The following is a 24,172-nucleotide window of genomic DNA, read 5'->3' as shown; positions in this document are numbered from 1 at the left end:
GCGCCGCCGTGACGCTACAAGGGACGCAAGGCAGGAGACACGATGTGACAGCCAGCGCAGCCAGAGCCGACACCCGCCCCTCCCCGCGCAAGCGCGCCGGCAACGGCGCCGCGCGGCGGAACGAGGCGGACGAAATCGGCCTCGATGCGCTGGTCGGGCATGCCGGCTACGCCGTGCGCCGCTTCCAGCTCTGGATCTTCCAGGATTTCATCAGGACGCTCGCCGATGTCGACATCCGGCCGACGCAATATTCGGTGCTGACGGTGATCGCCGCCAATCCGGGCCTGTCCCAGATGGCGGTGGCGAAGCGTCTCGGCATCGAGCGCGCCCGGCTCGTGCATCTGCTCGACAGCCTCGAACAGCGCAAGCTGGTGAAGCGGATCAAGTCAAAGGCGGACCGGCGCTCTCACGCCCTGCACCTCACGACGCAGGGCGAGACGGCGCTGGCGAAGTTCAAGCGCCTCGCCGCCGAGCACGAGCGCCACGTCGCCGAGAAGATCGGCAAGGAGAACCGGGAGCGGCTGCTGCAGATCCTCGCGGACTTCACCTGATCTGCCTTGCCTACGATTTGTGCAAATGCCCGTTCGAGGGCGCCGGCGCACGACCAGCCAGGCACCGCAAAACTTCACCTAACTGCATGATACCTCGACAATATCCGGAACATCCCTCATGCTCGGATAATGTACACAATGGCACATCGCTTGCTTCAGTCCGGGTAGAACATGTTGCCGGAGTTTTGTCGTCATGGGGGCTGAGCAGCCTGAAACGATCGCCGCGATTGTGGCCGCGCATCGCGCGGGCACGCTCACGCCGGCGCAGACTGTCGCACGCACCTATCAGCGCATCCGCGACCACGACGATCCGGCCGTGTTCATCAGCCTGCGCGACGAAAAGGACGCGATCGCAGAGGCCGAAAGGCTCGCCGCGCGAAAGGACGCCGCCGGCCTGCCGCTCTATGGCGTGCCGGTCGCGGTAAAGGACAATATCGACGCGCTGGGGTTTCCGACCACCGCGGCCTGCCCGGCGTTCTCCTACGCGCCGACGCACGACTCGACCGCGGTGGCACGCCTGCGTGCCGCGGGCGCCATCATCATCGGCAAGACCAATCTCGACCAGTTCGCGACCGGCCTCGTCGGCGTGCGCTCGCCCTACGGCGTTCCCAGGAACTCCGTCCGCGAGGATCTCGTCCCCGGCGGATCGAGTTCGGGCTCGGCGGTCGCGGTCGGCGCCGGGCTCGTGCCGCTGTCGCTGGGCACGGACACCGCCGGCAGCGGCCGCGTGCCGGCGATGCTCAACAACATCGTCGGGCTCAAGCCGAGCCTCGGCATGATCTCGACCGCCGGTCTCGTGCCGGCCTGCCGCACGCTCGACTGCATCTCGGTGTTCGCGCTGACCGTGGACGACGCCGCACTCGCGCTCTCGGTGATGGCCGGCCCGGACCAGGCCGATCCGTTCTCGCGCGACCGGCCGCTGCAGCCGCTCACGCCATTCCCGACAAAGCCGCGCCTCGGCGTGCCGCGCGGCGGACAGTTGATCTTCTTCGGCGACAAGAAGGCTGAAGCGGCCTACGCCGATGCGCTGAAGCGCTGGACCGCGCTCGGCGCCGATCTGGTCGAGTTCGACCTCGAGCCGTTCTACGAGACGGCGCGCCTGCTCTACGAAGGACCCTGGGTCGCCGAACGCTACCTCGTGATCCGCAACCTGCTCGCGTCCGCACCCGACGCGATCCATCCGGTGACGCGCGAGATCACCGCCGCTGGCGCGCGGCTCTCGGCCGCGGAAACCTTCTCCGCGCTCTATCGCCTGCAGGGCCTGCGCAAGATCGCCGAACGGACTTTCGCCAATCTCGACGCGCTGGTGCTGCCGACGGCGCCGACGGCCTATACCACCGCGCAAGTGCTCGCCAATCCGATCGAGCTCAACAGCCGGCTCGGCACCTACACCAATTTCGTCAATCTGCTCGACCTCTGCGGCCTCGCGGTGCCGGCCGCCATGCATGCCGACGGCATTCCGTTCGGCATCACGCTGCTCGCACCGGCTGGCCGCGACGCACTGCTCGCGAGCATCGGCCGCGTGTTCCACGCCGACACGAAGTTGACCGTCGGCGCGAGAGGCGTGGCGCAAGCGCCACTGCCGGCCCTCATCGCGCGCAATGGCGACGATATCCCGATCGCCGTCGTCGGCGCACATCTCTCCGGCATGGCGCTGAACGGCGAATTGACCGCGCTGGACGGCCGGCTGATCGAGGCGACGCGGACAGCGCCCGACTACAAGCTCTATGCCTTGAAGACCACACCGCCGAAGCCGGGCATGCTGCGTGTCGCGGCCGGCAAAGGCGCCGCGATCGAGTTGGAGATCTGGTCGTTGTCGCCGTCCGCCTTCGGCAAGTTCGTCAACGCGATTCCGGCACCGATGGCGATCGGCACCGTGCGCCTCGCAGACGGCCGCAGCGTGAAGGGCTTCCTGGTCGAGCCCGAAGTGCTGGACGATGCGCGCGACATCACCGCGTATGGCGGCTGGCGCGCGTACATGGCGGAGAAGGCGGCTGTGTAGATCACATCACTCAGGCGTGACGTGCTCGACAAGCTCCGTCGTCCCGGACAAGCGTCAGCGCAGCTCCGGGACCCACCACCACAGAACGGCGTTTGGCGAAGACCCGTGGTTGCCAGTGCGCACGACAACCGCTCCCGCGGGGTATGGATCCCGGCCTTCGCCGGGACGACAGTGAGGATAGCGAACGCCGTCGCTAGACCGACACCGCGTAGATCTCGTACTCCCCGCGCACCAGTTCGATATGCGCGCGCATCGCGGCGGCGGCGCCCTGCTTGTCGCCGCGCATGATGGCGACGACGACACGATCGTGTTCGGCCTGCGACTTGGCGAGACGGCCGAGGTTGCGGAATTGGGCACGGCGGAACGGCTGCACGCGCACGCGCGTCGCCAGCGTGATCTCGGCGATGTAACCATTCTGCGAACCGGCATAGATCGCGTTGTGGAAGCGCTCGTTGACCTCGTGGAAACGATCGGGATTGCCGGCGTAGCTCAGCACCCGAAGCTCTTCATGGACGGCTTCGAGACCGTGACGCTCGGCAGCGGACATGCGTTCGGCGGCGAGCCCCGCGCACAGCGCCTCGAGCTCGGCCATCGCTTCGAACATGCCCTTCAGCCGCTCGATCGAGGGCTGCGCCACCACGGCGCCGCGATGGGCGCGCGCCTCGACGAGGCCGCTCGCCACGAGCTGGCGCAGCGCCTCCCGCACCGGCGTGCGCGAGACGCTGAAGCGCCGCGCGATGTCGGTCTCGTCGAGCGGTGCGCCCGGACGCAGGGTTCCTCGCACGATCTCGTCCGCGAGTTGCAGACGCAGTTCCTCGGCGCGCGTCACCTTGTGCACACTGGGCTGCGCCCGGTCGACGCGCGGGACCACCGGCTCGGCCGGCAGCGTCCCAGGCGGAAACTCGTCAAGCGTCATACGGTCAGGTCTCTTTCGACTCGTCGATGATGCTGACATGGGCGGCGACGACGCGCCAGCCCTCAGGGAAGCGAATCCAGGTCTGCATCTGCCGGCCGACCTTGCCCGGGGCCGTGTCGCGATAGAACAGGGTGGAAGCCACCGCCGTGTCGCGGCCATAGCTCGTGATGACGGTTCCGGCGGTACGGCGATTCAGGCCGACCGGCGACCGCGCGGCGCGGAAGCCGGAGATCGCCTCGTAACCATAGAGGTTCTCGCCGATGCCGTAGCGCAGCGTGCGGGGATCATTGCGGAAGAGTTCGCCGAGCACGGCGACGTCGTTGGTGACGAGGGCCTGCTCGTAGCGATCGAACGCGGCTTTGACTTCCGCGATGACGTCGGGGAGATCGATCTCCATCTCAAGTTCCTCTTAGAGTCCGCTTGGCGCGGGCGCTGCGGCGACGCCCATCTTTTCCAATGCATATGCGACACGCAACGCGATGTCCTCGCGCCATGGCGCGGCGATGATCTGCACGCCGATCGGCAGCGGCTCGAGCGGCACCGGCACCGCGACGACAGGCAGGCCGATGAACGAGATCGGCTGGGTGTGGATGCCGATATTGGCCCGCACCGGCAGCTCCACCCCGTCGAGGTTGAAATTCACCTGGCCGAGCTTCGGCGCGGTGCAGGGCGTGGCCGGCGCGAGCAGCACATCGACCGATTTGAAGATCTCGGCAAGTTGCGCGCGATACCAGCCGCGGAATTTCTGCGCGCGATCGACCAGCGGCGCCGGCACCATCGCGCCCGCGATCAGCCGGTCGCGGACGGCCGGGTCGAAATCGTTGGGACGCTTGCGCAGGCGATCGAGATGCAGCGAAGCGCCTTCCGTGGTGGTGATGATGTACGCCGCGGCGCGGGCGCGCGCGGCTTCGGGAACATCCACCACCCGCGTCGCGCCGAGCGCCTTGGCGACCCGGCTGACGGCTTCGACGGCCTCGGGAAACACGTTCTTCTGGAAGTGGCCGCCCGCGATCGCAATGCGCAGCTCCGAAACCGGATTGGCGAGCAACGGCAATGTCGGTTCCAGCCCCCGTGTGGTGCAGGCGGCATCGTCGGCATCCGGCCCCTGCATCACGTCGTAGGCGAGCGCGAGATCGGTGACCGAGCGCGCGAACGGACCGAGATGGTCGAGGCTCGCGACGAACGGGAAGGAGCGCGCGCGCGACAGCCGGCCGTAAGTCGGCTTCAATCCGAAGATGCCGCAGAACGAGGCCGGGACACGAATCGAGCCGTTGGTGTCCGAGCCGAGCGCGATCGGCACCAGCGCGCCGCCGACGGCGCTGCCGGAACCGCCCGAGGAGCCGCCGGTCATCCGCGTCGGGTCATGAGGGTTGCGCGAGGGACCGTCGTGGATGTTCTCGCCGGTGAAGTCATAGGCGTATTCGCCCATGTTGAGCGCGCCGACCAGCACGGCGCCTGCGGCTTCCATGCGCTCGATCAGCGCGGCGTCGCGTTCGGCAGGCGCGCTGTCGCGATTGATCTTCGAGCCCGCGCGCGTCGAGAGGCCCGCGACATCGAACAGGTTCTTCACGGCGAAGGGAACGCCGGCGAGCGGGCCGACCTTCCTGCCGTGCGCGATGTCCGCGTCGATCGCGCGTGCTTTCGCACGCGCGCGATCTGCGGTGACGTCGGTGAAGGAATTGAGGGCGCCGTCGTGCTGCTCGATGCGCGCGAGCGCGGCCTCGGTGGCATCGAGCGCGGAGATCCGGCCGCCCGCAACCGCACTCGCGATGTCGGCAGCCGTCATGTCTGGCTTGATCGTCATGGCAGCATCAGGCCGTGAAGACCGGCGCCGGCTCGGTCTCGTCCGGCAGCGCGAATTCGTCGACCAGGCGGGCGAGCCGCAACGACACGTCGAGATTGGCGCGAACCGCCGGCCTCCAGGCTTCCTCCACCGGCAATGCCAGCGCTTTCGATACGGCGTCGATATAGTCGTCCAGGGGTTCGGCCATCACGCTCTCAAGCTCATCTCAGTGCACCGGCAACGGCGGATGCGGGATCGCCGTCAACAGCTCCTTGGTGTAGTCGTCCTGCGGATCGCTCAAGACCTTCTCGGAAGAACCTTCCTCGACGATCCGTCCCGTCCGCATGACAATGACACGATCGCACAGCAAGCGCACTACATTCAAATCATGCGACACGAACAGGTAGCTCATGCCCAGCCGCGCCTTCAGGTCCTGAAGCAGGTTGAGCACGACGGCCTGCACCGAAACGTCGAGCGCCGCCGTCGGCTCATCCAGGATCACGAGCTTCGGATGCAGGGCGATCGCCCGCGCGATGCCGACACGGGCCTTCTGGCCGCCCGATAGCTGATGCGGAAAGCGGTCGAGCAGGTTGTGCGGCAGGCCGACCATGGTCGCCAGTTCCTCGCAGCGGGCGCGCAGCGCATCGCGCCCCCTCACGTCGCCGAGCTGCAGGAGCGGATCGGCGATGGCGCGCGCGGCGGTGAAGCGCGGATTGAGGCTGTCGGTCGGGTCCTGGAACACCATCTGGATGCGACTGCGCTGCGGCAGTCGGGCGAAGGCGGCGGGCGCGATGCCGCCGATGTCCTCGCCGTCGAACTGGATCAGCCCCGAGGTCTGGTCGAGCAGCCGCATCACCATCATCGACGTGGTCGATTTGCCGCAGCCAGACTCCCCGACGAGACCGACGGACTCGCCGTGCCCGATCGAGAAGCTGATGCCGTCGACCGCACGGAAGATGTCCGGCTCGACCGGCGGCTTGCGGCCGAACAGCTTTCCGAGCGTCGCGGTCGCGCCCTGGCGGGGATATTCCTTGACCAGCTTTTCGACGAGGAGGAGGGGCTTTGAATTCTCATCACGCCCGGGCTTGACCCGGGGGTCCATCGACTGAGATGGCTCCTGCGAAGTTTGATGGATGGCCGGGGCAGGCCCGGCCATGACGGATGATGATTGCGAGTCCTCCTCCGGCAACAAGTCCCTGAGCGACACGCCGAGCCGCGGCGTCGCGCGCATGAGCTTCTTGGTGTAGGGGTGCTGCGGGCTCGCGAAGATGTCGGCCGCCCTGGCGGTCTCGACCACCCGGCCCTTCTCCATCACCACGACGCGGTCGCAATAGGCCGCCGCCAAACCAAGATCATGCGTGATCAGGATGGTCGACATCGCGCGCCGCCTGGTCAGCTCGACGATCAGGTCCATCACCGCCTTCTGCGTGGTGACGTCGAGGCCGGTGGTCGGCTCGTCCGCGATCAGGAGCTGCGGGTTGCAGGCGAGCGCGAGCGCGATGACGACGCGCTGGCACATGCCGCCGGAAAGTTCGAACGGATAGGCATGATAGCGCTCGCGCGGGCGGGCGATCTTGACCTGCTCCAGCGCCTCGATCGCCTTCTCTCCGCGGTCGGCGACCTGGGCCTGCTGCACGTGCGTGCGCAGCACGTCCTCGATCTGGTCGCCCACTTTCCGGATCGGGTTGAGCGCGGCGCGCGGGTTCTGAAAGATCATCGAGACCTCGCGGCCCCGCAGGTCGCGCATCTGGGCTTCGGTCGCGGCCTTGACGTCGATGCCGGAGAACATCACCGAGCCCTCGGCGATCCTGCCGGCGCGGTCGAGGATGCGCATCACCGCGTAGGACGTCACCGACTTGCCGGAGCCGGACTCGCCGACGATTGCCAGCGTCTCGCCCTTGGCGACGGAGATGTCGACATGCTGCACGGCCTTCACCACGCCGCGGCGGGTGGTGAACTCGACCGTGAGGTCCTGGACCTCGAGCAGGGGCTGTGCGGTCATGAGGGCCTCCCGCCGGAAAATGTCGAAAACAACCCCATGCACAGTAGAAAGGGGCCGGTTCGGCCGGATGCGCCTGGAGCGAGGTGACGCGCGGCAAGTGCTTCAGAACCTTCGATCATCACGTCCTCCGCTGCGGGTCGACGATGTCGCGCAGACCGTCGCCGAGGAGGTTGAAGCAGAACACGGCGATCATCAGGGCCAGGCCGGGAAACAGCGCGATCCACCATTCGCCCGACACCATGAAGCCCGCGCCTTCGGCGACCATGATGCCCCATTCGGCGGTCGGCGGGCGCACGCCGAGGCCGATGAAGGAGAGGCCGGCGGCATTGAGGATGGCGTAGCCCATCGTCAGCGACATCTGCACGATCATGATCGGCATGATGTTGGGCAGGATGTGCACCAGCAGGATACGGAACTCGCCATTGCCGGAGAGCCGTGCCGCCTGCACGAAGCCGGCATTGCGGCGCACATTGGCTTCCGCGCGCGCGACGCGGGCATAGAGCGGGAAGTTCACGATGGCGGTGGCCAGAATGATGTTCTGCACGGTGTTGCCGAGCGCGGCAACGATGCCCATCGCCAGCACGAACAGCGGGAACGCCATGATGGTGTCGGCGACACGGCCGACGATGCGATCGGTCCAGCCGCCGAAATAGCCCGCCGCGATGCCGGCGAGACCGCCCATCAGGAACACCAGCACCACGGAGGCGACCGCGATGAACGTGTCGAGCCGCGTCGCGACGATGACGCGGCTGAAGATGTCACGGCCGAGTTGATCTGTGCCGAACCAGTGCGCCGCCGACGGCGGCTTCAGTGCCGCGGCGGTGTCGGACGCGAGCGGATCGTACGGCACCACATAGGGTCCGAAAATCGCGGCGGCGAGGATCAGGATCAGCAGCGCGAAGGCGAAGCCCGTGACCTTGTTCTCGCCGAGGACGTAGCGGGTCTGTTCGAGGATCGCGGCGAGTCCCGAGGTGCGGGCGGGACCCACGGGTTCGACGGCGGGCGCAACGGAGCTCATGGGACCACCCGGATGCTGCCTGGCCGAACCAGCAAGCCGCGGGGTCGCCTGGCCTCTCCCGCCTGCGGTCGAAGTCGGCGCAACGCGCCCGGTGGGGGCTTTCGCCACGTGGGGCCTATCGCCCGCGGCGACACCCCCACCCCGGCTCTCCCCCGCAAGCGGGAGAGGGAACGCACCTTCGTCGGAGTTTGCATCGGACGAAACCTCATCATGGCTCAGCCCTCCAGCCGCACACGCGGATCGATCACGCCGTAGAGAATGTCGATCACGAGATTGAGCAGCACGTACATGATCGCCATGGTCAGCACGAAGCCCTGGACCGGCGCGAAGTCCGAGGAGATCAGCGCCTCGACCGCGTAGGAGCCGATGCCGGGCCAGGCGAACACCTTCTCCACCAGCACGTTGGCCCCGAGCAGGAACGAGAACACCATGCTGAGCGTGGTGATGACCGGCAGCATCGCGTTGCGGAAGGCGTAGGCGACGATGACGGTCGTCGGCGACAGCCCGCTGGCGCGCGCGGTACGAACGAATTCGGAGGCAAGCACCGCCAGCATCGAGGCCCGCGTCATGCGCGCGATCGGCGCCAGCGAGAAGATCGCGAGCGTGGTCGCGGGCAGGATCAACTGGCTCAGCGCGGAACGAAACGCTTCGAAGTCGCGCGCGATCAGGGTGTCGATCAGATAGAAGCCGGTCACCGTCGGCGGCGCGCTGTAGAACACGTCGAGACGGCCGAGCGGCGCGGGCGACCAGCCGAGCCGGAAGTAGAAGACATAGACCAACACGAGGCCCGTGAAGAACACCGGCAGCGACACGCCGGCCGTCGTCGTGATGCGACACAGGTGATCGACCCACGATCCCGGTCGCGTCGCGGCCAGCACGCCGAGCGGAATGGCGATCACGATCGAGACGACGAGCCCGAGCAGCGTCAGCTCGGCGGAGGCCGGCAGGCGGTTGCGAATCTCGGCCGCGACCGGTTGGCCCGTGGTGAGCGAATTGCCGAAATCGCCGTGGGCGAGATCGTTGGTGTAGCGGAAGAACTGCTCGATAAGCGGCTTGTCGAGGCCGAGCTTCTTGCGGACCTGCTCGACGGCCTCCTTCGTCGCCGCGGGACCGGCGAAGTAAGCGGCGGGATCGCCGGGCAGCGCACGCGTCAGCAGGAAGGTGACGATGACGACGCCGATCAGCGAGGGGATCGCGAACATCAACCGCTTGCCGATCATGGTCAGCATGAGGCGCTCCCGCGCGTATTGTGCACGCTGCCCACGGCGCACTCCGCTGCGCTCCCTCTCGCCTTGTGGGAGAGGGCTGGGGTGAGGGGTGGTCGCAGGCGAGGCCTGAGTTCGTGGCTACCCCCCTCCCTGCCCCTCCCCCACAAGAGGGGAGGGAATGGGAGGGCGGTGGCCACCTCGTTCAAGTCAGCTGAGCGAACAGGTATCGACGCGAAGGCGACATTGTCGCTCACCGGCAAGAACGGCTCGGCGCTCGCCGATGCATTCCCTCCCCCCTTGCGGTGGTGGGCTAGTAAGGGGGGTGGCTCCAAGCGAGGTCGGTGTTCGTGGCTACCCCTCACCCGTCTCGCCGCTGCGCGGCGAGCCACCCTCTCCCACAAGGGGAAAGGGAGCCCAAAGAGCGTGCTCACCTGACCCATGAGGTCTCACCCCTTCGCCATCGCGCGGTAGTCCAGGCGGCGGTGGAACCAGTATTGGTAGCCGCTGATGTTCTTCTGCATCGCGACGTTGACGAAGGGCTGGTACAGCGGGATGCGCGGGATGTCGGTGTAGGCGAGATCGACGAAGCCCTTCACGTCGGCATCGTAGGTCGCGGTGTCGCCGATCGCCGCCGCGTTGCGCGCGCCGTCGATCAGCTTGTCCATTTCCGCCGACTTGTAGCTCATGGTGTTGAAGACGGAATTGTTGCCGTGATAGCACCAGTAGAAGAAGTATTCGGGGTAATCGAGCCAGCCCGAGAACACGTTGGTGAAGAGCGGCATCTCCTTCTTGTTCAGCTCGGTGCGCCAGTTGGCGCCGGGCACCTTGTTGATGGTGGCCTTGATGCCGATCTGCGCGAGGCTCTCCTGCACCAGCACGCAGAGCGGCTCGTTGACGCCGGCGAAATTCAGGTCGAACGAGATCGTCGTCTCGAAGCCGTTGGCGTAGCCGGCTTCCGTCATCAGCGCCTTCGCCTTCTCCATGTCGGTGTTGTATTTGTGCGGCTGCGGCCAGGCGACTTCGGTCGGCTTGTCGGCCGGCGCGCCGAACATGGGATTGGCCAACCCGAACATCACCGCGTCCATGATCTTCTGGTACGGCAGCGCATAGGCCACGGCCTGACGAACCTTCGGGTTGTCGAAGGGCGGCTTGGTGACGTTCATGCCGATGTACTGGATGCCGTTGGAGAACGGCAGCGACACCACGTTGAGCTTGCCGTTCGCCTTCATCTCCTGGAAGTCCTTGTTCGGCAGCTCGTAGGAGATGTCGGCGTCACCGCGCTCCAGCAAGGCGCGGCGGTTGCCGGCCTGCGGCACCATGCGCCAGATCACGCGCTTGATCTTCGGCAGGGGACCACAGGCCCAGTCGTCGTTGCGCTCCATGATCACTTCGGTGCCGGCGGTCCACTTCGTCACCTTGTAGGCGCCGGAGCCCGCCGTCTGCTGCTTGGTGAATTCGAGACCCCAGGGATCCTTCTCGCTCGCGTTCTTCTTCACCAGTTCGGAGTTGACGACGCAGGGAACGATCACGGCGAGATCGGGGATCGTCAGCCTGTCCTTCTTCAGGAAGTCGACCCGCACGGTATGGTCGTCGATCACGACGAACTGCTCAGGCTTGGTCAGCGAGCCCGCGCTCATCTGGAAGGTCGGAAAACCGCCGACGCTGACGGCGCGGTCCAGCGACCATTTCACGTCCTTGGCGGTGACGGGCGTGCCGTCATGGAATTTGGCGTTCTTGCGCAGCTTGAAGGTGACCGACATGTCGTCGATCTTGAACTCCTCGGCGAGTTCCGGCTTGAACTTGTCGCGGTCGTAATAGGGCACCCCGCCGGGGCCGCTCTTCATCTCGTGGCTGATCAGGCGGTCGTAGCAATTCCAGGACACTTCATAGCCGGGCACGTTGGTGCCGACGCCATGGATGTCGAGATTGTTGGGCCCGCCTTCCGAAACGATCAGCAGCGTCTCCGAGCGCGCGTCGGCATAGGCCGAGGAGATCACCGACGGCATGGCGGGAAGCGCCGCGCCAGCGGCCAACCCGGACACGGACTTGAGGAAATCGCGACGCTTCATGCAAAGACTCCAACGCAGGGTTTTCTGGTTGGAACAGACTTCGCAAGGTTCGTGCCAAGGCTTGGGCCTCGCCCAATCGAGGATCAAGCTATTGATTTATAACGGTATTACCAAAATCAGACCGATTGCATCAATCTTGGGCAAGGCGCTCATCTGCATACAATAATCATAATTTGACTAATAATTAACCTACAACAACGCGCAGCTTAATTTGACAGCAGTCGTATCTGGAGCCGAACGGCGCCTCTTTTGCCGGAGCCATGGCGAACGCCAGAACCCGTCACGTCCCGGAAGACGACGTTATGGGAGCCGGCGGCCCCGAATCTTCGCAACATCCCGTCCCGGGATCACAGGAATTCGCCCCCGAACGCGTCATTGCGAGCCATCCAGAGTCTTTCAGCTGCAGTAGTCCGGATTGCTTCGCTGCGCTCGCGATGACAGCTTGGGTGGAGCTCTCACCCCGGCCAGATCAACTCCTGCAGCTCGACCAGATCGTTCGCCTTCCCCTGCCAGCCATCGATACAGACGTGACTGTTGAGGTCGCTGGCGCGGTGCAGCAGCATCAGCGCCATCAATCGCCGCTTGAGCGCGAAATCGGGCTTAGCATAGCCGAAACCCGCGAGCAGATTGCGCACCCGGCCCGGCCGGCCCGCCGCCATGAAAGCGCTGGGCCCGAGCAGATCGTAGTCGCGCCATCCCGCCAGAACGTCGCCGAAATCGAACAGGCCGGCGAGCGACCATTGATCGCCGCGGCAGGCGAGCAGGAAATTCTCCGGGATGTATTCGCCGATCAGGATCACCGGCGGCGCGTCCATCGGAATGAGCCCGGCGGCGTCACGCAGGAGATCGTCGAGGCCGGCGAGGAATTTCGGCGCAAGGCCGAGACGTTCATGGCGCGCCCTGCAGCCCTGCATCTGCCGCCGCATGAACTCGTCCCAGCGCGGCTCGATCTCCGCAAGAGGCCCGAGCGGCGCGCGCTGCACGGCCGCGATGGTTTCTCCGATCTGGCGCAGCACGCGCTCCTTCTGGTCTTCAGCCAGCGCGGGCCACACCTCCGATCCGAGCGTGCCGTCAAGGCGCGTGATGACGAGATAAGGCCAGCCGCCCCGCTCGCCCTCGGCGACGATCTCGGGGATCGGCAGATGAAGACGGCCCTTGAGCTGCGTCAGCGACCCGCGTTCGGAGACGAACTGCGCGCGCAGGAGCGGCGGGAATATCTTCAGGATCACGCGGTCGCCGAACCCGACGACGAGATTGGTGCCGGTCGAAAACACCCGCGCGGGACCGTCAAGGCCATGATGGCGGGCGATGTCGGTCGCGACCGGAAGCCATCGCGGCGGATCGGAGCGCCAGGCGAGAAAGCTCTCCGCATCGGTGAAAACCGGAAAACCTTGCGATGAAGCGTCGGTCATTCGCGCTGCCCATTTCTGCCGCTGGTGGGAGGCCGCCATACATTCCCGGCCCGCATGGTTCGAGACGCCCGCTTCGGCGGCCTCCTCGCCATGAGGGTTTGGCATTTTACCGCGAAGCAGGACCTCATCCTGAGGGCCCGCCGCAGGCGGGCTTCTCGGAGAATCGCCGCGGGCGAACTCTCGGCGACGTCTTTGTTCATCCGGATGGCCCTCCCTGTCAGGCGGGAGGGAAAACGCACGTCGCGCGCGAAGGCTGACAGGCCTGATGACACGGATCGCTACCGGTCCGGACCGGCTCGCTCGAACTGGCGGAGCAGCTTGTTGCCGCGCTCGACCGCGGAGTCGAGCGCGGCCTGGGCGCCCTTCTGACCCGCGAAGGCCTGCTCCAGCTCGTCCTCGATCACACCGCGGATCAGCACGAAGGAGCCGAGCCGGATGCCCTTCGAATTCTCGGTCGGCGGGTGCAGCGTGATCTCCTCGAACGAGATCGCCGAGCCCGGATTGCGATCGTAGAAGCCCTGCGCGCGCGTGAGCTCGAAGGCGGCGCGGGTGATCGGCAGATAGCCGGTGTTCTGGTGCCAGGCCGCCTGCACGCCGGGCTGCGACAGATAGGAGAAGAACCGCGCCACGCCCTTGTATTCCTCGCGCGGGCGGTCGCGCAGCACCCACAGCGTGGCGCCGCCGATGATCGAATTCTGCGGGGCGTCGCGCACGTCCGGCCAATACGGCATGATGCCGTAGCCGATCTCGAACTTCGAATTCGCCCTGATGTCGGCGCGCGTCGCCGACGAGCCGATGAAGATGCCGCATTCGCCGTTCTGGAAGCGCGGCTCGGCCGACTGGCCGCGACCGCTATAGTCGAACACCTTGCTCTTCTGCCATTCGGCGAGCCGCGCGACATGATGCACGACGACCGGATTGTTGATGGTCAATTCGGCATCGAGCCCGGCAAAGCCGTTCGCGCGGGTCGCCAGCGGCAGGTTGTGGAAGGCGGAGAGATTCTCGATGTGGATCCAGGACGGCCACGACGTGGTGAAGCCGCATGCCACGCCGCGATCGCGCAGGCGCTTGGCGACGACGCCCAATTCGGGCCAGGTCTGCGGCGGCTTCTCCGGATCGAGCCCCGCGTCACGGAACATGGTCTTGTTGTAGTACAGGATCGGCGTCGACGAATTGAACGGGAACGACAGCAGATTGCCGGCCGCATCGGTGTAATAGCCGGAGACCGCGGGCAGGTAATCGGCCAGCGAGAACGGCTCGTTCTCGTCGCGCATCAGGGTGAAGACGGGATAGATCGCGCCCTTGGCCGCGGTCATGGTGGCGGTGGCGACCTCGTTGACCTGGACGATCGCGGGCTGGCTGCGCGAGCGGAAGGCGAAGATCGCGGCCGTCACCGTCTCGGTGTAGTTGCCCTTGTAGCTCGGCACGATCCGGTAATCCGGCTGCGAAGCGTTGAAGTCGGAGACGAGCTTCTCGAGCTGCCGGCCGAGCTCGCCCGACATGGCGTGCCACAGCGCGATGTCGGTGGCCGCCCGCGCCGGACAATTCCACGCGAGCACCGCCGCGGCGGCAACGACCTGCAGAAGGCGCCATGCTGAAGTCACGACCGATGATCCCGTCTCGCGCGAACAAAAGGCGACCCTTGAGGCGACCCTTGCCCTACCTGCTTAAAGCGACGCATGTGCGGATTCAATCAGGAACGACAATCAGCCGCGCCGCACAATCGCCGCGCGCGACCACCGTCGCAGGATAGCCTTCTCGCGACCTTCTGATAGATTGCGTTGAACCTTTTGCTCCCGCCATAGACTCCATCACCGAGGGGTTGAGTGTGCAAGTGTTGAGCCGTGCCGAACTCTCGCGGACCGGAGTGGTTTTTGTCGCGCTTCTGCTCGCCATATGCGCGACGGGCGCCATTGCGCGCGAGTTTCGCGCTGCCGACACCCAGGCCGAGGATTATCCGACCGTCCAGGCGCTGCGCTACATGGGCGCCCTGATCGCCGAGCGCACCGGCGGCCGGCACGAGATCAAGGTGTTTCACTCGCGCCAGCTCGGCGAGGAGAAGGAGACGATCGCGCAGACCCGGGCCGGCGCGATCGACCTCAACCGGACCAACGTGGCGCTGATCGGCAACTTCGTCCCAGCGATGAATGTGCTCGCCATGCCGTTCCTGTTCCGCTCGATCGAACACATGCAGAAGGTGCTGGACGGTCCGATCGGCACCGAGATCCTCGACAGCTTCGAGCCCTACGGTTTCGTCGGGCTCGCCTTCTACGATTCCGGGGCGAGGTCGATCTACAACAGCGTCCGCCCGGTGAAGAGCGTCGCCGATCTCAACGGACTGCGGATCCGGGTGCAGCAATCTGACCTGATGTCGGAGATGGTCCGCTCGCTCGGCGCCGAACCGGTCGAGCTGCCCTACGGGCAGGTGCTCACGGGGCTGACGACCCGCCTGATCGACGGCGCGGAGAACAACTGGCCATCCTTCGTGACGACGGATCATTACCGGCACGCCGGCTATTACACGCTGACCGAGCACACGATGAGCCCGGAGGTGCTGGTGATCTCGCTCAAGGCCTGGCAGAGCCTCTCCGACGACGACCAGAAGATCTTCAGGGAGGCCGCGCTGCGCTCCAGCCGCTTCATGCGCGAGAAGTGGCGCGACCTCGAGGAACAATCGCAGCGCAAGGCGGAGGCCGCCGGCGTCATCATCGTCAAGACAATCGACCGCAAGCCGTTCGAGGACGCCATGGCCGGCATCTACGCCAGGGCCGCGCGCGATCCGGCCACCGCGGCGCTGATCGAACGCATTCGCAAGGTGGAGTGAAGCTTTTTGGCTGCACCCGGACACAGCGATCTCGCGGACAGGCTGCCCGGCCCGATCGGGCGGCTGCGCGCGCGCATCGTCGGCGCGCTGCGCGCCGTGCCGATCCGCTGGCGCATCCTGTCGATCGCGGCGCTGAACTCCGCCGTGGTGGTGGTGCTGGCGGGGCTGATCTGGAACGGCGCGCAGGTGCTGGGCTCGGCCTGGGACGACGTGCGCCAGGTGCGCGAGTCCGACAAGATCCTGGCGCTGCTCGAAAGCGAGACCGGGCGACTGCAGAACCTGATCCACCGCTACATCAACCAGCCGAGCCCCGACCTGTTCGCCGAGATCCTGCTGCTGCGCGAGGCGGTGCTGGGCACGCTGACCGACCGCGCCGCGAAGGACCCGATGCTGGCGGGCTCGGTCGAGGAGCTCGAGCGTACCACCGAACGCTTCCTCAACGGCTTCGGCGAGCTGCGCGGCGTGCAGGCGACGATCGCCAAGACCTACGAGGAGCAGGTGCAGGGCCCGGCCAAGGACATGGCGGGCCTTTATTCCATCATCGAGGGCGCCACCGGCCACCGCGACGCGCTGATCTGGCCCTCGCTCGGCAAGTCACGCGAGGCCTTCACCGCGATGCTGGTCGCGGCGAATTCCTACTATCTGTCGCTGTCGCCGGGCGCAGCCGAGGACGCCCGCCGCAACACCGAGACGATCGAGACGACCATCCCGGTGATGATCGACCTCGCCGACAACGACCTCCAGCGCATGGCGCTGCAACGGCTCGCCACCCGCACCGCGGCACTGCGCGAGGGATTCGCCAAACTCTCCGAGCAGCTCGCCAGCCGCACCGAATTGCTGCGCAACACCATCGACGCCAGCCAGGCCGAGGCGATCGGCGCCATCGACGAGCTCTCCAGCAAGATGCGCCAGCGCGAGCAGAAGGCGCAGGAGACGTTCGACCGCACGCTCTCGAACATCTCGCGGCGGGTGCTGTCGATCGCGGTGATCTTCCTCGGCATCATCCTGACCGCCGGCGTGCTGATCGCGCTGTCGATCCGGCTGCCGCTGCAGCAGATCATGACCGCGATGCGCGCGATCACGCTCGGCGACCTCGACCGCGAGGTGCAGGGCATCAAGGCGCGCGACGAGGTCGGCGCCATGGCGCGGGCGGTGGAGGTGTTCCGCGAGAACGCCATCGCCAAGCGCCAGACCGAGGACGAGCTGCGCGCGGCCAAGGAGAAGGCCGAGAGCGCGCTGTTCGAGCTCAACACCGCGCAGCAGAACCTGATCGACGCCGAACGGCTCGCCGCGCTCGGCGGCCTCGTCGCCGGCGTCGCCCACGAGGTCAACAACCCGATCGGCATCAGCCTGACGGTGGCCTCCAGCTTCGCCCGCCGCAGCGAGATCTTCGAGGCGCAGCTGAAGGGCGACGGCGGCCTGCGCCGCTCGCAGCTCGAGGAGTTCGTGCAGGCCTCGCGCGACGCCTCGCAGCAGCTCGTCGGCAATCTGCAGCGCGCCGGCGAGCTGATCCAGTCGTTCAAGCAGGTTGCGGTCGACCGCTCGCATGCCGAGCGCCGGCAATTCTCACTGAGCGAAGCCACCGACCAGATCATCGCGAGCCTGCGCCCGGTGCTGAAGCGCTCGCCGACCACGCTCCAGGTCGACGTGCCCGAGGGGCTGCTGCTGGACGGCTATCCGGGCTCCTACGGCCAGATCCTGACCAACCTCTTCCTCAACGCCGCCACCCATGCCTTCGCCGACGGCCGCCCCGGCACCATCTCGATCTCGGCGCGGCCGCGGGGCAGCGACGACATCGAGATCATCTTCGCCGACGACGGGGCCGGCATGACCCCCGACGTGCAGCGCCAGGCCTTTGACCCCTTCTTTACGACGCGGCGCAATGAAGGCGGCACGGGACTCGGCCTCCATATCGTCTATAACCTCGTCACCCAGCAGCTCGGCGGGCGGATGATGCTGGAATCCAAGCTGGGACAAGGCACTACTTTTCGGATTATCATGCCCCGCATCGCCAAGGGCGGCGCGCAAAGCACTGAGACTGACGGGACTTCTCAATGGCCGAACAGGACGATGTCCTCCACCTGATCGACGATACCGGTACCGCGTCGGAGGATACGGACACCCGGAAATGGAAAATCGCCGTCATCGACGACGATCCGGCGGTCCATGACGGCACCCGCTTCGCGCTGTCCGACTACACCCTGAACGGCCAGGGCCTGGAGATCCTCTCCGCCTATTCCGCGGCAGAAGGTCGCAAGCTGATGGCCGAGCACCGCGACGTCGCGGCCGTGCTGCTCGACGTCATCATGGAGACGGACGTCGCCGGGCTCGAGCTCGTCGAATTCATCCGCAACGAGCTGCGGAAAGAGACGGTGCGTATCATCCTGCGCACCGGACAGCCCGGCCAGGCGCCGGAACGGCGCGTGATCGTGCAGTACGACATCAACGACTACAAGGCTAAGACCGAGCTCACCGCCGACAAGCTGTTCACCTCGCTGACCGCGGCGCTGCGCTCCTACCAGCAGCTAGAGCGCATGGTTCAGACCCGGCGCGGGCTCGAAATCATCATCGACGCGGCCTCGACGCTGTACGACTTCAAGTCGATGCAGCGGCTCGCCGAGGGCGTGCTGACCCAGCTCGCCTCGCTGCTCAATGTCGATTGCGCCGGCATACTGGTCCTGCGCGACAATGGCGGCATGGACCCCGAGCTCTCGGTGCTCGCCGGCAGCGGGTGCTACAGCCGCTTCATCGGCACGACCTCCTCGCGCGCGCTCGATCCGGACCTGCGCTCGCTGGTGGAGGCCGCGTTCCAGCGCCGCAAGAACGAATTCGCCGACCATCGCAGCGTGATCTATCTGCGCACCGGCTCCGGCCGCGAGGTCGTGGTGCTGCTGCAGGCCGAGCGCGAGCTGTCCGAAACCGACCGCTCGCTGGTCGAGATCTTCTCCAGCCGGCTCTCGATCGCGTTCGACAACGTGATCCTCTATCAGCAGCTCCAGGACGCCAACACCCAGCTCGAGGACCGCGTCGCCCAGCGCACCCGCGCGCTGATGCAGGCCAACCGGCGCCTCTCGGCGCAATGGCTGCGGCTGCAGCGCGCCAACGGCTTCAAGAACGAGATCCTCGGCACCGTCGCCCACGACCTGAAGAATCCGCTCGGCGTAATCCTCGGCCGCACCGAGATGCTGAAGGAGCTGATCTCGACCGGCGCGACGGCAAACGGCGTGGTCGCCCAGGTCGACCACATCCGCGACGCGACCAAGCGCCTGACCACGATGGTCGACCACCTGATCTCCGACGCGATGGCCGACGCCTTCGACATCACCATCCGCCGCGAGCCGGTCGACGTCGCGGCCCTGGTCAAGGAGGTCTCCGAGGCCAACCAGCCGCTCGCCGTCAACAAGCAGCAGACGATCACCGTGACGGCGCCGTCGAACATCGTCACCATGTGCGACACCGACCGCATCCGCGAGGCGATCGACAACCTCATCAGCAACGCCATCAAGTACAGCCCGATCGGCGGCAGGATCGACGTCGCCGTCACCCATGAGGGCAACGACACCATCGTCCGGGTCAACGACGAGGGCGCGGGCCTGTCGCCCGAGGACATCGGCCGCCTGTTCGGCCGGTTCCAGCGGCTTTCGGCCAAGCCGACCGCCGGCGAGAGCTCGACCGGGCTTGGGCTTTCCATCGTCAAGCGTATTATCGACATGCATGGCGGCGAGGTGACCGCCGAGAGCGCTGGCCCCGGCAAGGGCTCGACCTTCACCATCACGCTACCGGCGACCGAGATATCATGACCCAAAGCCCCCACATCATGATCGTCGACGATGAAGCACCGGCCCGGGAGATGGTCGGCGACTATCTCAAGATGCACGGCTTCACCGTGACGCTGTGTGACGGCGGCAAGTCGTTGCGCACCGCGATCGACGGCGGCATGCCCGATCTCGTGGTGCTCGATCTCAACATGCCCGAGGAGGACGGTCTCTCGATCATCCGCGACCTCAAGAGCCGCATCAACGTGCCGGTGATCATGCTGACGGCGACCGCGAGCCCGATCGACCGCGTCGTCGGCCTCGAGCTCGGCGCCGACGACTATGTGGCGAAACCCTGCGAGCTGCGCGAATTGATGGCCCGCATCCGCTCGGTGCTGCGGCGGAGCGCGCCGGCCAAGGCGGCGGCGCCGGACACTGCGGCCGCGGCGAAATCCGACAAGGATCAATTGGTGCGCTTCGGCACCAAATGGCTCGACCTCGAAGCCCAGGCGCTGCGCGACGACGAGGGCAACGAGCACCCGCTGACCGCCTCCGAGTTCGGGCTGCTCAAGGTGTTCGCGGCCAATCCCAAGCGCGTGCTGTCGCGCGAGCGCCTGCTCGAATTGGCCAATGCGCGCGACGCCGAAGCGTTCGACCGCGCCGTCGATCTCCGCATCATGCGCATCCGCCGCAAGATCGAGCCCGACCCGACAAAGCCCGCCGTGATCCGCACCATTCGCGGCGGCGGCTACCTGTTCTCGCCCGCCGGCGAGAAGGCGTAGACCGCGCCATCCCCATCGTCGTCCTGGCGAAAGCCAGGACCGATGCGCCGCGCAGACGCTGCGATACGAGGCTGGTCACCCCCCGCACCTTCGCCAAAACCAGGCTCAGCGGCCATGGGTCCCGGCCCGCGCCGGGACGACGCTTTGTCCGCCGGGAACGCGAGCTCCCGTGATTCGTTCCCGCTCCCTGTGCGACTACCCCCGTATTTCCCGTACATTGAAACTCCACGATTTTTTGTCCCGAATGTTTCGTCGCCCCCGTCGCGACGAAACAATTTGACCGCGCACGAAACCATTTTCCGCTTTTGGTGCAGACGTCCCGAAACGTTGGCTCATTAACAATTTGGCTCAAGGAAACGCCGCCGGTTGCGGCGCACCGGGGAGCTAGGTCAATGCCGAACGTCATCGCCATCAACGCCCAAGCCAGCCAGAGCATCATTGCCGCTCAGGCGACCTCGGACGACATGCTTCTCGAAAGCATTGCCGACGGCAACCGGACGGCCATGCACATCCTCTATTGCCGTCACAGCGTGCGCGTGTACCGCTTCATCCTGCGGATCGTGCGCGACGCCACCACGGCGGAAGATCTGGTCAGCCAGGTGTTCCTGGACGTGTGGCGCACGGCAAGACAGTTCCAGGGCCGCTCGCAGGTCTCGACCTGGCTGCTCTCGATCGCCCGCTTCAAGGCGCTCACCGCGATGCGCCAGCGCCGCTTCGAGGACATCGACCAGGAGGACGTGCGCCAGATTCCGGACGATTCCGACACGCCGGAGACCTCGCTCGACCGCAACGACACCAGCGCCATCCTGCGCGCCTGCGTCGCCAAGCTGTCGCCCGCGCATCGCGAGATCATCAATCTCGTCTACTACCATGAGAAGTCGGTGGAGGAAGTCGGCCGGATCATCGGCATCCCCCAGAGCACGGTGAAGACCCGGATGTTCTATGCCCGCAAGCAACTCGCCGATTTGCTTAAAGGCGCCGGCGTCGACCGTTTCGCCGCCTAAGACCAAGGATTTCAAGGGGATAGGGCCGGAGACCCGGCCCTTCCCCGGGACACGGAAGTGTTACCGCCGACGAAACAATTGAAACAAAGCACAACATCAGGCGGAAAAACTTCATCCCTATAAAGCTCACATACGGTTTTGCTTAAACCTCCCAGGACCTCCAACGACCCGGACGGGATGCCCCCCTCCGGGTCGTTTTGTGTCTGGGGGGCCGATACGATGCGGGCACCGCTTCAACAGCGTCATGGCCGGCTCCACGCTCCACCGCTCGGCGCGGAGAACGTGGATGCACAGGCTTTCGCCCCGCCGAAAGGGCTTCGGCTCCGCAGGAGTGACAAGCCCGGGCATCACGACCTCTGCGAATTCCCTCCCGTCACGAGCGCGTGACGGCCTGTAACGGCCGGCGCACGCCGCCCGAAACAACCTCGTGATCCCATTCACGAGGCCCCTTCGATGCTCGACCTGATCTTCGCCGTCCTCGCCGGCATTCTCACCATCGCCGCGCCGTGCACGCTGCCGATGCTGCCGATCCTGCTCGGCGCCTCGATCGGCTGCGCGGGTCATCTGCGTCCGGCGATGATCGCGCTCGGCTTCGTCGTCTCCTTCTCCGCGACCGCGCTGCTGCTCGGCGCGATCACGCGCCTGTTCGATTTCGATCCGAACGTGCTGCGCGAAGCCGCCTCGATCCTGCTGCTCGGCTTCGGCTTGCTGATGCTGTGGCCGGCGCCGTTCGAATGGCTGTCGATGCGCCTCAACGGCTGGCTCGATCTCGGCGCAGCGAGCGCCACGCAGCGCGAGGGCGCATTCGGTGGCCTGGTGCTCGGCACCACGCTCGGCCTGGTCTGGACGCCGTGCGCCGGCCCGGTGCTCGGCTCGATCCTGACGCTGGTCGCAACCTCGCGAAACGCCGCCTGGGCCGGAACGCTGCTGATCGCCTACGCGATCGGCGCGGCCATCCCGATGCTGGCGATCGCCTATGGCGGACAGGCCGCGACCACGCGCGTGCGCAGCCTCTCACGTATCTCTCCGCGTCTGCAGCAAGGCTTCGGCCTCGTCGTGATCGCCTTCGCGCTCGCCGCCTACTTCCAATACGACACGCTGGCCGTGGCGTGGCTCACCCAGTTCTACCCCACCGGCCGGATCGGCCTGTGATCATCCCCCATCTTCACCGGAGGACGTTTCCATGACTTTCAAACTGCTCGCCGTCTCCGCCGCATTGATCGGCATGGCCGTGACCGGCGCCGTGATCCCCGGCATCTGCGACGAGGCCGCTCGCACTGTTCCGGTCGTCGCGGCCGCCGCCAACAACGAGAGCGCGCCCGAATTCGCCGGCATCAGCAACTGGTTCAACTCGAAGCCGCTCAACATCGCCGACCTGCGCGGCAAGGTCGTGCTGGTCGACTTCTGGACCTATGGCTGCGTCAACTGCGTCAACACGCTGCCGCACGTCACCGACCTCTACGCCAAGTACAGGGACAAGGGTCTCGTCGTGGTCGGCGTGCACACGCCGGAATTCCCGTTCGAGCGCTCGGCCTCCAATCTGCAGGCCGCGCTGAAGCGCCACGGCATCACCTATCCGGTGGCGCAGGACAACGAATCCAGGACCTGGAACGCATACCGCAATCAATACTGGCCGGCGCAGTACATCATCGACCAGAACGGCAAGATCGTGTTCCAGCACGAGGGCGAAGGCAGCTACGACCAGATCGACCGCACCATCGGCCGGCTGCTGAGCGCCGATAGCTGAACCCGCGCGGAGACGCGTCGGGATCCCTCCTGCCGCCGTTGTCGCTTGACTTCACGGACCCGTCCGTGGAGTTTCGCGCCGACGAAACAGCCGCCCGCAATGGACGACGCGAACACCAGCACCGACATCCGCCTTCGTGAAGGCGCCTCGATCGCACAGCGGCTGGTCATGTCCGGCTTCGCCGCCGCCGTTGCGCTCTGCTTCACGCCCGGCCTGTTCACGCACGATACGCTGGAGGTGGCCATCTCCGTGGCCGCGCTCCTCGTGGGAGCGGTGTTCGTCGGCGGCATCATGCTGGCGCCCGCCGTGGTGTGGATCATCACTCCGGACCAGATCCTGATCGGGCGCCAGCGGCCGTTCGGCAAGCTGCAGACAAGGGTCGTGACCAAAGACGACATCACCGCCCTGCAGGTTCCCCGCAGCAAGCGGGTGAAAGCCCGCTTCCAACTGGCTTTCACACTGGCCTCGGGAGAACGGCTGACCTCGCCGCCGATCTCCGACGTCACGCGCGTTCGTGAGACCGTGGCCCGGGTCGCCACGCAATTCGACGTTCCCAACGTCGAGACGCCGATCAATCCGCTCGATGCCAGCAATCCCGAGATGCATCTCGGCGAGCCGCTCGAGCCGTTCTCCGCAAGGGACATCCGGATCGTTGCACTGATCGCCGTCGCACTGTGCGCGGGTCCCTACGCCTACAAGCTCTGGCGTGGCCTGCCGCCCGGCCCGATCGACCTCATGCTGCTGCCGATCGGCGGGATCGCCGCGTTCGCGGTCTACAGATTCGCCAACCTCGTGACCGGAGCGTTCTGGATCATCCGGCAGGACGATATCCGGGTCGAGCGCCTGTCGGGTGACGGCAAGCCGCGCGCGGACCATATCGAAGGACGCGACGTGAAGACGATCACGGTCGAGCGCAAGGGCCGATCCGAGGACGAGCACTACACTGTCGTCATCAGGCTGCATGCGGGACGGAAGTTTCGCAGCCCTCGCGTCGGCTCGCGGCAGGAGGCGCGTGCCGTCGGCGCCGAGATCGTCCGGCGGCTCGGCATCGCGCCGGAGGCCAACCGGATCTAGCAAGGTCGATGCGGTGGCGGGTTTG

20 protein-coding genes are annotated in these 24,172 nt (G+C 66.3%); 10 read left to right on the top strand and 10 right to left on the bottom strand.

Going from position 1 to position 24,172, the window contains the following annotated elements:
• Positions 1-44: 44 nt before the first annotated feature.
• Both QM712_RS21185 and atzF read left to right on the top strand, forming a co-directional pair.
• On the top strand, positions 45-551 hold the full coding sequence (locus QM712_RS21185; protein ID WP_415025088.1) for a MarR family winged helix-turn-helix transcriptional regulator: 507 nt from the start codon (positions 45-47) through the stop codon (positions 549-551).
• A gap of 193 nt (positions 552-744) precedes the next feature.
• On the top strand, positions 745-2,553 hold the full coding sequence (atzF, locus tag QM712_RS21180) for an allophanate hydrolase (RefSeq protein ID WP_415025087.1): 1,809 nt from the start codon (positions 745-747) through the stop codon (positions 2,551-2,553).
• 193 nt (positions 2,554-2,746) lie between these two features.
• Here atzF and QM712_RS21175 read toward each other — a convergent pair whose 3' ends face one another.
• The 10 genes from QM712_RS21175 to ugpB form a co-directional block, all read right to left on the bottom strand.
• The gene (locus QM712_RS21175) at positions 2,747-3,469 is read right to left on the bottom strand and encodes a GntR family transcriptional regulator (protein WP_415025086.1); all 723 of its coding nucleotides are present in this window, start codon (positions 3,467-3,469) and stop codon (positions 2,747-2,749) included.
• Positions 3,470-3,473: 4 nt separating this feature from the next.
• On the bottom strand, positions 3,474-3,866 hold the full coding sequence (gene hpxZ / locus QM712_RS21170) for an oxalurate catabolism protein HpxZ (protein WP_415025085.1): 393 nt from the start codon (positions 3,864-3,866) through the stop codon (positions 3,474-3,476).
• Positions 3,867-3,878: 12 nt separating this feature from the next.
• Complete coding sequence (locus QM712_RS21165) at positions 3,879-5,273, bottom strand: AtzE family amidohydrolase (RefSeq protein WP_415025084.1); 1,395 nt, start codon at positions 5,271-5,273, stop codon at positions 3,879-3,881.
• A gap of 7 nt (positions 5,274-5,280) precedes the next feature.
• Positions 5,281-5,460 (bottom strand): DUF4089 domain-containing protein, encoded by a 180-nt coding sequence (locus QM712_RS21160; protein WP_415025083.1) that lies wholly within the window; start codon positions 5,458-5,460, stop codon positions 5,281-5,283.
• Positions 5,461-5,478: 18 nt separating this feature from the next.
• On the bottom strand, positions 5,479-7,254 hold the full coding sequence (locus tag QM712_RS21155; protein ID WP_415025082.1) for a dipeptide ABC transporter ATP-binding protein: 1,776 nt from the start codon (positions 7,252-7,254) through the stop codon (positions 5,479-5,481).
• A 118-nt stretch (positions 7,255-7,372) separates the two neighbouring features.
• Positions 7,373-8,272, bottom strand: a complete 900-nt coding sequence (locus QM712_RS21150) for an ABC transporter permease (protein ID WP_415025081.1) — start codon at positions 8,270-8,272, stop codon at positions 7,373-7,375.
• A 215-nt stretch (positions 8,273-8,487) separates the two neighbouring features.
• Positions 8,488-9,501 carry an ABC transporter permease gene (locus tag QM712_RS21145; RefSeq protein WP_415025080.1) on the bottom strand — a complete coding sequence of 338 codons (1,014 nt, stop codon included), beginning with the start codon at positions 9,499-9,501 and terminating at the stop codon, positions 8,488-8,490.
• Positions 9,502-9,926: 425 nt separating this feature from the next.
• On the bottom strand, positions 9,927-11,549 hold the full coding sequence (locus tag QM712_RS21140) for an ABC transporter substrate-binding protein (RefSeq protein ID WP_415025079.1): 1,623 nt from the start codon (positions 11,547-11,549) through the stop codon (positions 9,927-9,929).
• 455 nt (positions 11,550-12,004) lie between these two features.
• On the bottom strand, positions 12,005-12,961 hold the full coding sequence (locus tag QM712_RS21135) for an aminoglycoside phosphotransferase family protein (RefSeq protein WP_415025095.1): 957 nt from the start codon (positions 12,959-12,961) through the stop codon (positions 12,005-12,007).
• Between the two features lie 278 nt (positions 12,962-13,239).
• Entirely contained in the window at positions 13,240-14,565 is a 1,326-nt protein-coding gene (ugpB, locus tag QM712_RS21130; RefSeq protein ID WP_415025078.1) for a sn-glycerol-3-phosphate ABC transporter substrate-binding protein UgpB, read from the bottom strand.
• 224 nt (positions 14,566-14,789) lie between these two features.
• On the opposite strand from ugpB, the gene QM712_RS21125 reads away from it, so the two are divergent.
• The 8 genes from QM712_RS21125 to QM712_RS21090 all read left to right on the top strand — a co-directional run bounded on the left by QM712_RS21125 (position 14,790) and on the right by QM712_RS21090 (position 24,147).
• On the top strand, positions 14,790-15,785 hold the full coding sequence (locus tag QM712_RS21125; protein ID WP_415025077.1) for a TRAP transporter substrate-binding protein: 996 nt from the start codon (positions 14,790-14,792) through the stop codon (positions 15,783-15,785).
• Between the two features lie 54 nt (positions 15,786-15,839).
• The gene (locus tag QM712_RS21120; RefSeq protein WP_415025094.1) at positions 15,840-17,870 is read left to right on the top strand and encodes an ATP-binding protein; all 2,031 of its coding nucleotides are present in this window, start codon (positions 15,840-15,842) and stop codon (positions 17,868-17,870) included.
• A complete protein-coding gene (locus tag QM712_RS21115) occupies positions 17,840-19,585 on the top strand; it encodes a DUF3369 domain-containing protein (protein WP_415025076.1) in 1,746 nt (581 codons plus the stop codon). Before QM712_RS21120 ends, QM712_RS21115 begins: the two co-directional genes overlap by 31 nt.
• Positions 19,582-20,322, top strand: coding sequence for a response regulator (locus QM712_RS21110; RefSeq protein WP_415025075.1), 741 nt, complete (start codon positions 19,582-19,584; stop codon positions 20,320-20,322). Before QM712_RS21115 ends, QM712_RS21110 begins: the two co-directional genes overlap by 4 nt.
• A gap of 392 nt (positions 20,323-20,714) precedes the next feature.
• On the top strand, positions 20,715-21,326 hold the full coding sequence (locus tag QM712_RS21105; RefSeq protein WP_415025074.1) for a sigma-70 family RNA polymerase sigma factor: 612 nt from the start codon (positions 20,715-20,717) through the stop codon (positions 21,324-21,326).
• A gap of 453 nt (positions 21,327-21,779) precedes the next feature.
• Complete coding sequence (locus tag QM712_RS21100) at positions 21,780-22,478, top strand: cytochrome c biogenesis CcdA family protein (RefSeq protein ID WP_415025073.1); 699 nt, start codon at positions 21,780-21,782, stop codon at positions 22,476-22,478.
• Positions 22,479-22,509: 31 nt separating this feature from the next.
• Positions 22,510-23,073, top strand: coding sequence for a redoxin domain-containing protein (locus QM712_RS21095; RefSeq protein ID WP_415025072.1), 564 nt, complete (start codon positions 22,510-22,512; stop codon positions 23,071-23,073).
• 99 nt (positions 23,074-23,172) lie between these two features.
• The gene (locus QM712_RS21090) at positions 23,173-24,147 is read left to right on the top strand and encodes a hypothetical protein (protein ID WP_415025071.1); all 975 of its coding nucleotides are present in this window, start codon (positions 23,173-23,175) and stop codon (positions 24,145-24,147) included.
• The last annotated feature ends 25 nt before the right edge of the window (positions 24,148-24,172 follow it).

The organism is Bradyrhizobium sp. (assembly GCF_047605465.1).
In the GTDB taxonomy this organism is placed as follows: Bacteria; Pseudomonadota; Alphaproteobacteria; order Rhizobiales; family Xanthobacteraceae; genus Bradyrhizobium.
Note: the sequence above shows the minus strand (reverse complement) of the source record. Positions and strands in the feature narration are given on the sequence as shown.

What these genes read in the sequence shown, in the direction of transcription:
- QM712_RS21110 (WP_415025075.1), top strand. Translation starts at nt 19,582, where the DNA reads ATGACCCAAAGCCCCCACATCATGATCGTCGACGATGAAGCACCGGCC.
- QM712_RS21100 (WP_415025073.1), top strand. Translation starts at nt 21,780, where the DNA reads ATGCTCGACCTGATCTTCGCCGTCCTCGCCGGCATTCTCACCATCGCC.
- QM712_RS21105 (WP_415025074.1), top strand. Translation starts at nt 20,715, where the DNA reads ATGCCGAACGTCATCGCCATCAACGCCCAAGCCAGCCAGAGCATCATT.
- atzF (WP_415025087.1), top strand. Translation starts at nt 745, where the DNA reads ATGGGGGCTGAGCAGCCTGAAACGATCGCCGCGATTGTGGCCGCGCAT.
- QM712_RS21160 (WP_415025083.1), bottom strand. Translation starts at nt 5,460, where the DNA reads ATGGCCGAACCCCTGGACGACTATATCGACGCCGTATCGAAAGCGCTG.
- QM712_RS21165 (WP_415025084.1), bottom strand. Translation starts at nt 5,273, where the DNA reads ATGACGATCAAGCCAGACATGACGGCTGCCGACATCGCGAGTGCGGTT.
- QM712_RS21175 (WP_415025086.1), bottom strand. Translation starts at nt 3,469, where the DNA reads ATGACGCTTGACGAGTTTCCGCCTGGGACGCTGCCGGCCGAGCCGGTG.
- QM712_RS21155 (WP_415025082.1), bottom strand. Translation starts at nt 7,254, where the DNA reads ATGACCGCACAGCCCCTGCTCGAGGTCCAGGACCTCACGGTCGAGTTC.
- QM712_RS21150 (WP_415025081.1), bottom strand. Translation starts at nt 8,272, where the DNA reads ATGAGCTCCGTTGCGCCCGCCGTCGAACCCGTGGGTCCCGCCCGCACC.
- QM712_RS21140 (WP_415025079.1), bottom strand. Translation starts at nt 11,549, where the DNA reads ATGAAGCGTCGCGATTTCCTCAAGTCCGTGTCCGGGTTGGCCGCTGGC.
- QM712_RS21090 (WP_415025071.1), top strand. Translation starts at nt 23,173, where the DNA reads ATGGACGACGCGAACACCAGCACCGACATCCGCCTTCGTGAAGGCGCC.
- QM712_RS21145 (WP_415025080.1), bottom strand. Translation starts at nt 9,501, where the DNA reads ATGCTGACCATGATCGGCAAGCGGTTGATGTTCGCGATCCCCTCGCTG.
- hpxZ (WP_415025085.1), bottom strand. Translation starts at nt 3,866, where the DNA reads ATGGAGATCGATCTCCCCGACGTCATCGCGGAAGTCAAAGCCGCGTTC.
- QM712_RS21135 (WP_415025095.1), bottom strand. Translation starts at nt 12,961, where the DNA reads ATGACCGACGCTTCATCGCAAGGTTTTCCGGTTTTCACCGATGCGGAG.
- QM712_RS21095 (WP_415025072.1), top strand. Translation starts at nt 22,510, where the DNA reads ATGACTTTCAAACTGCTCGCCGTCTCCGCCGCATTGATCGGCATGGCC.
- QM712_RS21115 (WP_415025076.1), top strand. Translation starts at nt 17,840, where the DNA reads ATGGCCGAACAGGACGATGTCCTCCACCTGATCGACGATACCGGTACC.